This window comes from Peptoniphilus sp. HMSC062D09, assembly GCF_001811425.1.
Taxonomy (GTDB): domain Bacteria; phylum Bacillota; class Clostridia; order Tissierellales; family Peptoniphilaceae; genus Peptoniphilus_A.
In genome coordinates this window covers 6,478-14,454 of sequence record NZ_KV804695.1, presented here as the reverse complement: position 1 = coordinate 14,454, position 7,977 = coordinate 6,478, and the positions used below count along the sequence as shown (strand labels likewise).

Sequence of the window (7,977 nt, the reverse complement as noted above, 5' to 3'; positions counted from 1 at the left end):
TGACATAAAGGTAATATTCTTTTGGCATTTTATTTCCTCCATTCTTTTTCTGTCCGATTGTTTTCAGGCAAAAAAAGGAGGACTTCTGCATCTTGGCATAAGAAGTCCTCTAAAATGAAAGAAACCTGCTCTTTCTTTAACTATATTAAATTGTTTAAAGGAGTATATAGAAAAAATGACAATTTTTATTGTTATTTATTTTTTCAAATAGATACATAAACTTTTCCATGTTCTTCCTCCATCTATGCTTACAATTACATAAATTTTCCTCTCTTTTCCATTTCAAAATATTCATGCACTCATATCATATAATTTTTTGTAATATCCATTTTGCTTTAATAATTCTTCATGTGTTCCTTGCTCAACAATTTTCCCCTTGTCAAAAACCAAAATATTATCACAATCTTTGATTGTATTTAACTTATGAGCAATCACAATAACAGTTTTGTTTCTTGTTATATGGCTAACCGCTTTCTGTATTAGATTTTCATTTTGAATGTCTAACGCCGAGGTAACTTCATCAAGCAAAACAATTGGTGCATCTTTAATGATTGCTCTCGCTATCGATATTCTCTGTTTTTCGCCTCCTGATAACAGCTTGCCGTTTTCACCTATTGTAGTCATATATCCATTAGGTAAATTTGACACAAAGCTATCGCAATTTGCTAATTTTGCCGCTTTTATTACTTCATCATCCGTTGCATTTTTATTTCCCAGTCGAATGTTATCCATAATTGTTCCATCAAAAAGCAATACATCCTGAAAAACTACAGAATAATATTTTAGCAAGGATTCATCATCCACATTTGAAATATCGGTTCCACCTAAAAATATATTGCCTGAACTTGCTTTATAAAATCCGGCAGCTAACTTCAATACAGTCGATTTACCCGAACCAGAAGAACCTACTAATGCCGTTTTAGATCCAGATTTTACTGTAAATGTAACATTTTTGAGAACATCTTCATCATCATATCCGAATGTTACATTATCAAACTTAATACTCATATCATCAGTTTTCGCAGAAAATGGCTCAACATTGATATGTTCTTTTTTTATATCATCCATTCTTTTAACCAATACATCTGTGGAAAAAATCTCTGTCAAAGAATTCATCAACGCATGAATAGGATCATATATTAAACCAGCAGAAAACAAGAAAATAATATATGTGAATAAATCAATTTCTCCATGCAACAGTAAATAAGCTCCTACCAAAATTACGGTTGCTATACCTAATTTGAGAACCATCTGTGCTGACGCTAAAATAGTTGCAGAAAACAATTCAGATTCTCTTTGTTTCTTTTCAAAAGCATCCAACTGAACTTTTATAGACTTTTTTTGTTTTTCCTCCAAAGAAAACGACTTTATCTCTTTAATCATTTCCAGTATTGTTTGTATTTGATCAGATGATGCCAACTTCTCACTTTTAAATTTTTCACTGTAACTCTTTTGAAGTTTTCTGGATAATAAAACTACCGCAAAAGCAATCGGTATCACCCAAAATAATGACATTGCCATTTTAAAGTTAAATATTAACATAGACAAAAAGATTACTACAGTGGACAAAACCGTCCCATAACACTGAGGAATAACATGAGCTAACGCATGTTCAATTCCTGATGTATCTGTCATTACTACGGTAGTAAGATCCGAAATATCTCTTTTCGCAAAAAACGACAACGGAAGTTTTCTTAAAAATTCCGAAATACTAATTCTTCTATTTGCACTCTCTTGGTAAATATCAATGAATGTTTTTGTGTATTCTATGTACGATAACAAAATCATAAGTAAAATAGCTGTCGCAGATACACCTAAATACATTAAAATAGGCAATTCTACACTATAATTTTTATTTGTGATGATTGAATACATCTGCGATAATACATAAGCACATATTCCAACAGGTAACATTTTAGAAATATTGGATAATGTGTTAAATAATATTCCTTTTTTAATCAGTATTGCTTCAGCATCCGACAAATGATATTTTTCTTTTATTTTATTAAACATCTTATAGCCTCCAATCTGAAGCACCTTGATATTGTTTCCACATATTTGCGTATGCTCCATTACTTTCAACTAAATCATTATGAGTACCTTGCTCAACGATTTTTCCTTTATCCATGACAATTATTTTGTCTGCATCAATTACAGTATTTAATCTATGAGCCACCAAAATTACAGTTTTATTCTTTGAAATTTCTGTAATTGCTTTATTGATATAAAACTCATTTTCAGCATCACAACCTGATGTTGCTTCATCAAAAACAATAATTGGAGAATCTTTAACAAAAGCTCTTGCCAGTGCAATTCTCTGTCTTTCTCCACCGGAAAGGAAAATCCCTTTACTGCCATAAATACTATTTATACCGTTCGGAAGTTTATCAATAATACTTTGACACTGCGCAACTGTAATAGCTTTATCTACTTCTTCTAAAGATGCATTAGGATTTCCTACTCTTATATTTTCAAGTAAGGTTCCGTTAAATAGTTTGCTGTCTTGGAAAACAAAGGAAATATTTTTCATAAGTTCACTATTTCTTATTTCATTTATATTCTTGCTACCAATCGTTATCGTTCCTGAGTTAACCTTAAAAAATTTCCCTATCAAAGAAAGAATGGTACTTTTTCCGGAGCCTGATAAACCAACAAAAGCAACCTTTTGATTTTTTGAAATTTCAAACGATACATGCTCTATAACATTTTTTTCTTGCTCAGGATATGAAAAACAAACATCCGAAAAAACAATTTCTGTATTTTCAGGGAATTCATCACTACCATTTTCTATATATGAATCATCACAGATAATTGTTTCAATTCTATTTAAAGCTTCCTTTGCTTGAATTAAGTTCTCTCCAGTCATCATTAGCCTCATCATTGTTGTAGAAATTAAAGGGCTAAGTAATATGAAAAAAATCAAATCCAAAAATACTGCGATTGGATCGCTTGCTGAATTAAATAAAACTACAGCTACAGCTATCAAAAACACAAAAAAACTGTTTAACATAACCCCGAAAATAGTTTTAGGCATACGACAAGCTTTTGCGTAGCCTGCCACCAAATCTCTATAACTCATAATCGTATTATGAAATTTTTTGAAGCTAAATACAGTTTGCTGAAATACTTTGATAATCGGTATACCACGAACATACTCAACAGCTTCTTTATTCATCTGCTCTTGCAATGTCATGATTTTACCCATCATAAATTTATTTTCTCCGCCCATCATCATCTTTATACATATCACAGAAATGATTAACGGGATAAAGCAAGCAGCACCTAATCTCCAATCAAAAAAGAAAAAACTAATTACAATGATAAGTGGCATAATTGCAGTCGCCGCAAAATCCGGTAATTTATGTGCTAAAAAATCTTCTGTTAAAATGGTGTTTTCATCAATAATTTTTCTGATTTCGCCTGTAGATTTCATTTCAAAAAATCCTAACGGCATATCTATCACTTTATCGATTGCTTGTGATTTTAAATTTTTAGCAACTCTAAAAGCAGATATATGGGCTAAAGACAATGCCACAAAATACAAAGCAATACCCAAAACAGATGAAATTACAGCGATTTCGCCATAATACATTATGCTTTTCGTGCTTGAATTTTCGACATATAATCTTATAATTTGATAAATACAAACTAATGGAATGATTGACATTGCAGCACTCAAAATGGATAGTACACACGACAAAACAGTCAGATATTTGTATTTACCGGAATACTTTAATAATCCGCTATTAAACATAGTTCTTCACCTCACCTTTTAATATTTCCAATATTTTTTCTTTATCATTTTCCGCAGAAAACTCTTTAAAAGATTGTCCGTCTAAATATAAAATTTTATTGCAAGAGGTCATAAGAAACTCATAATCATGAGAAATGATAAGTATGATTTTCTGTTTTTCTTGAAGCCCTTTCATTCTTTCTGAAATAATTTGCATATTATGTCCATCTAAACCACTTGTTGGCTCATCAAACAAATATACATCCCTTTCTAAAAGTTCTGCTGCTGCGATAGTCAATCTCTGCTTTTGACCTCCTGACAAAATTTGAGGATGCAAATCTTTAGCCTCTTCCAAATGAAATTGATGCAAGATTAAATCTATATCTGCCTTTGAATCATTTAGTCTCAACTCATCTTCAAGAGAAGCCTCAAATAAATTACTGTCAGGATTGTTTGACAGATAATATATTCTTCTCTTTCTTTTTGCCTTCTTAATTATTTCACCATTTATAGACAAATTGCCTTTCTGTTCTTTAAGCAAACCACTCATAATTTTGAATAAAGTGCTTTTACCAACGCCGTTATCTCCTATAATTCCATAAACATTTCCACTATTAAAAGAATAACTTAGCTCATTTATGATCTTCTCATTCTTGTATGAAAAGCTTATTCTATCTAATTCCATAGAATTTACTTCTTTTATTTTCTTTGCTTTTGGGACAACACATTCTAAAGAATATGCCCTTAGCCCTGCTGTTCTAAAAAAGTCATTACTGCTTGACAGAAGTTCATTTTCCGAAAAAGAATATCTAATCTCACCATCTTCAAGGTAGTAATATTTATCAACAAGATCCTTCAGATAGTAAATTCTATGTTCGGAAATCACCATCGTTTTCCCTTGTGTTTTCAATGAAAGCATCAATTTTCTTAAAGCTTCTACACTTTTCATATCAAGATTGGCTGACGGCTCATCAAAAACATAAATTGGTGGATCAAGAGCATTTATAGAAGCAATTGCGATTTTTTGCCTTTCTCCACTTGAAAGATGAAATAAGCTCTTATCAATTAAATTTTCTCCATTGATTGAGGAAAGTGCTTCTCTAATTCTTCTCGAAATTTTTTCTCGGTCTACGCCATAATTTTCCAATCCAAATGCAATTTCATCTTCTACATTTTCTGCAAAAAATTGACTTTTAGGATTTTGAAAAATTGAACCCACTCTTCTTCCTATTTCGTACAATTCTTTTTCACATGGATTCATGCCATCTATTGTAATGTTTCCATTTAGCTTCCCGCCATAAAACTTATACGCAAGTCCATTGATAATCCTGGTCAGCGTTGTCTTTCCACATCCACTGGCTCCAATGAAGGCTACAACTTCTCCCTTTTTAATTTCTATGTTTATATTTTCAACAATATTTCGGGAGTCCTGATTATATGAAAAACTTACATTTTTAAGTTTGATCATCTCATCATCACTCCTTCCATAAAGTACAAACCTACCGTAAGCAGAACAGTCAATATAACTACAATAGAATCAATTTTTCTAAATTTTATTTCTCTTCTTGATGTATGTTTTCCATTGGCAGAGATCCCTCTTACTTCAGATGCCGCAGCCAATTCCTCGGCAATTTTAGAAGAAGAGAACATCATAGGTACAAACAAATATTCCATTGTAACAAACGGCTTTCTAAAAGAAATTAAGCCTCTTAATTTTAATGAATCAATAATCTCCGAAAATTCACTTCTTACTACCGGAAAAAACCTCATCATAAAAATAAGTGGCAATGCTATATTCCTATGGACTTTCATTTTCTTCATCACAGCCATCAATTCTCCCGGAGGTGTTTTTATAATCGGTATGACAGACAAAATAATAACTAATGTCCTGATAATTATAAAAAGAAACATTTCAGGAAGCATAATTCCAAATCCGTTTCCTTTTGAAACCAATCTCATAATGCTAATGATTGCTATCGCAAACACAATTTTTACGGTAGATTTGCTATATCCTAATACGGCAACATATAGTAATAGGATGACGGTCAGCAAAAAAAATACAGTATCTTTGGACAATACCGAAGCCAAAAATACTGTACTAAAAAATACCGCAACTTTGGAGCGTAAGTCCAAATGCATTACTTTATTATACCTGTCTTTTTAAAGTGTTTTTCTGTCATCTTATTTCCTAAATAGCATCCAATTGCAGCCGCCACTACAGTTGATGCCAAAGAAATAATAACCCACTTCGCATCTGTATAATATTGTGTTTGAATCTGAACCTGTTCCGGAGACACCCCTGTTTTAAGAAACGCATCTTTGAAAAACCATATTTCACTCATTCCATGAGCAGCTCTTGTAAGAGATGTGATAATCCAAGCAATCGTAATTCTTTTTATATTCCTATAACTATCAGTGCCTATCATGGATAATTCTGCGATGATACCACCACCTACAAACCAAGGAATCATAAACGGTCCCATAAACACAGTTGCCAAAACTGCTTGTAAGATATTATAAATTAGAGCAACTCCGGGCTTTCCAACTTTCATCGCCATATAAACGAAAAAAGGTCCCAAAATTAACGCTGTAAACACTGCATTGAAAATCATGTTAAAAAATAGAGATGCTCCAGTTAACATAGAAAATGCAATAAAAACAACAATCATGATTGCAGAAAAGATTCCTATAGTTGCTAAATCTTTTATGGATAATTTTTTTGTGTTTTCCATAAGTGTTCCTCCTCGTATAATAAGTTCGCAAGCTTCGTTAGAAGTTGTCTGCTTTTCTATAAGCAACACTAATGTTAGCATCATCTAACCATGATTTCTTGACCAATTAGACTGAATGTGCTATTTTAGACATCTTTTTATATTTACTGGGAGTAATATTGTACATTTTTTTGAAAGCATTCGAGAATTTAGAGTGGTCTGTATAACCAACTTCAAGAGCAATTTCGGTAATGGAAAGTGATGAATTTTTTAGTAAATTTGCAGCTACTTCCAATCGCTTTTTAATTATTGTATCGTTAATAGTTTCTCCATAAATACTCTTATAACAATTTTTCATTGTAGTAATTTTTATATGGAATTTTTCAGATAATTTCTCATAGGTCAATGTTCTATTATAATTCTCCAACACATACACATTTATCTTTTTAGCGATTTCAATATTATTTTTAACAAAATACTGCCTATCACTATAAGATATATTATTCTGCACTGTTGTAAGGTATAAAAACAGCTCTTGAAATTTGACTTTTAAATATCCAACCAAAATATCATCCGGTACTTTATACATTTCAAAAAAAATATGTTCAATCTCAGATGTAGCTCTCTGAATAAAAAGTTTATTATCGTGGCATAGGTCAGCCAAAACATCTTCATAGTTAATCCCAAACATTTTTTCTAAAAGATGTAGTTCATCATCAAACTCTGAAGGTGTAATACAAAAAGTAATGCCATGATAATGACTTATGGGGAAAAATGATTCTTTAGAACTGTTACTTATTAAGTTAATTGCAAAATCCCCAGCTTCCATATATGTTACAGTTCCGTCTCTTAATACACACTCAAACCTTCCTTCTCTACAATGATTGATTTCATATCGCTTTTCATTAAGAGAATCCTTAGGAATACTACTTGTAATTTTTGATGTGTGTATATCGTTATAGAATACTCTTACACCCTTAAAGACTTCATACTCTGTAATGACATACTTTCCATTTTCCAAATCACAATATTCACAAATCCTGCCTTTTGAATTCTCCACTATTTTTTTCTTATTTCTTCCATAAAGATGGCTCATATAATCCATATTATCTACCCTACATCTCTTCCATATCACTATAATAATTTTCTTTAAGACAAAATATCTTTTCCATTGGACACCCAAATATTAAACTGCACTTATATGCAACTTTTATTGATGGATTAAAATACCCCTTCTCTAAAGAAATTATTGTTCTCGTAGAAACTCCTAATTTAGTTGACAATTCCTTTTGGGTCCACTGCTTATTTTCTCTTAATTGTTTAAGTATATTTTTCATAAACTCCCTCATCATAAAAAGTGAAGTGCGCTTCATATGCGAAGTATACTTCACTTTTAGGAAAAAGTAAATGCCTGACTACTTAATTAAAATATGATTTTTTTACTATCTATGATATAATATTCTCAACCAATCAAATATAAGCTTAACGCTTGCTACTCTAATTATTCTTTTGTAGCAAGCACAGTAAGTGTAC

Annotated in this window: 7 protein-coding genes; all 7 read right to left on the bottom strand. The window is 31.5% G+C overall.

Translation table 11 applies throughout. The features are described from left to right. Positions 1-291: 291 nt before the first annotated feature. Positions 292-2,013: an ABC transporter ATP-binding protein gene (locus tag HMPREF2801_RS01770; protein WP_070610294.1), complete on the bottom strand. Its 1,722-nt coding sequence runs from the start codon at positions 2,011-2,013 to the stop codon at positions 292-294. Position 2,014: 1 nt separating this feature from the next. Next, complete coding sequence (locus HMPREF2801_RS01765; RefSeq protein WP_070610293.1) at positions 2,015-3,754, bottom strand: ABC transporter ATP-binding protein; 1,740 nt, start codon at positions 3,752-3,754, stop codon at positions 2,015-2,017. Further along, positions 3,747-5,201 carry an ABC transporter ATP-binding protein gene (locus tag HMPREF2801_RS01760; RefSeq protein ID WP_070610292.1) on the bottom strand — a complete coding sequence of 485 codons (1,455 nt, stop codon included), beginning with the start codon at positions 5,199-5,201 and terminating at the stop codon, positions 3,747-3,749. Before HMPREF2801_RS01760 ends, HMPREF2801_RS01765 begins: the two co-directional genes overlap by 8 nt. Then, complete coding sequence (locus HMPREF2801_RS01755; protein WP_070610291.1) at positions 5,198-5,872, bottom strand: energy-coupling factor transporter transmembrane component T; 675 nt, start codon at positions 5,870-5,872, stop codon at positions 5,198-5,200. Before HMPREF2801_RS01755 ends, HMPREF2801_RS01760 begins: the two co-directional genes overlap by 4 nt. Beyond that, positions 5,872-6,465, bottom strand: coding sequence for an MptD family putative ECF transporter S component (locus HMPREF2801_RS01750; protein ID WP_070610290.1), 594 nt, complete (start codon positions 6,463-6,465; stop codon positions 5,872-5,874). The genes HMPREF2801_RS01755 and HMPREF2801_RS01750 overlap by 1 nt, the downstream gene beginning before the upstream one ends. 106 nt (positions 6,466-6,571) lie before the next feature. Next, on the bottom strand, positions 6,572-7,549 hold the full coding sequence (locus tag HMPREF2801_RS01745) for a helix-turn-helix domain-containing protein (protein ID WP_070610289.1): 978 nt from the start codon (positions 7,547-7,549) through the stop codon (positions 6,572-6,574). Positions 7,550-7,559: 10 nt separating this feature from the next. Next, positions 7,560-7,781: a helix-turn-helix transcriptional regulator gene (locus tag HMPREF2801_RS01740; protein ID WP_070610288.1), complete on the bottom strand. Its 222-nt coding sequence runs from the start codon at positions 7,779-7,781 to the stop codon at positions 7,560-7,562. Between the last annotated feature and the right edge of the window lie 196 nt (positions 7,782-7,977).

What these genes read in the sequence shown, in the direction of transcription:
- HMPREF2801_RS01765 (WP_070610293.1), bottom strand. Translation starts at nt 3,754, where the DNA reads ATGTTTAATAGCGGATTATTAAAGTATTCCGGTAAATACAAATATCTG.
- HMPREF2801_RS01750 (WP_070610290.1), bottom strand. Translation starts at nt 6,465, where the DNA reads ATGGAAAACACAAAAAAATTATCCATAAAAGATTTAGCAACTATAGGA.
- HMPREF2801_RS01755 (WP_070610291.1), bottom strand. Translation starts at nt 5,872, where the DNA reads ATGCATTTGGACTTACGCTCCAAAGTTGCGGTATTTTTTAGTACAGTA.
- HMPREF2801_RS01740 (WP_070610288.1), bottom strand. Translation starts at nt 7,781, where the DNA reads ATGAAAAATATACTTAAACAATTAAGAGAAAATAAGCAGTGGACCCAA.
- HMPREF2801_RS01760 (WP_070610292.1), bottom strand. Translation starts at nt 5,201, where the DNA reads ATGATCAAACTTAAAAATGTAAGTTTTTCATATAATCAGGACTCCCGA.
- HMPREF2801_RS01745 (WP_070610289.1), bottom strand. Translation starts at nt 7,549, where the DNA reads ATGGATTATATGAGCCATCTTTATGGAAGAAATAAGAAAAAAATAGTG.
- HMPREF2801_RS01770 (WP_070610294.1), bottom strand. Translation starts at nt 2,013, where the DNA reads ATGTTTAATAAAATAAAAGAAAAATATCATTTGTCGGATGCTGAAGCA.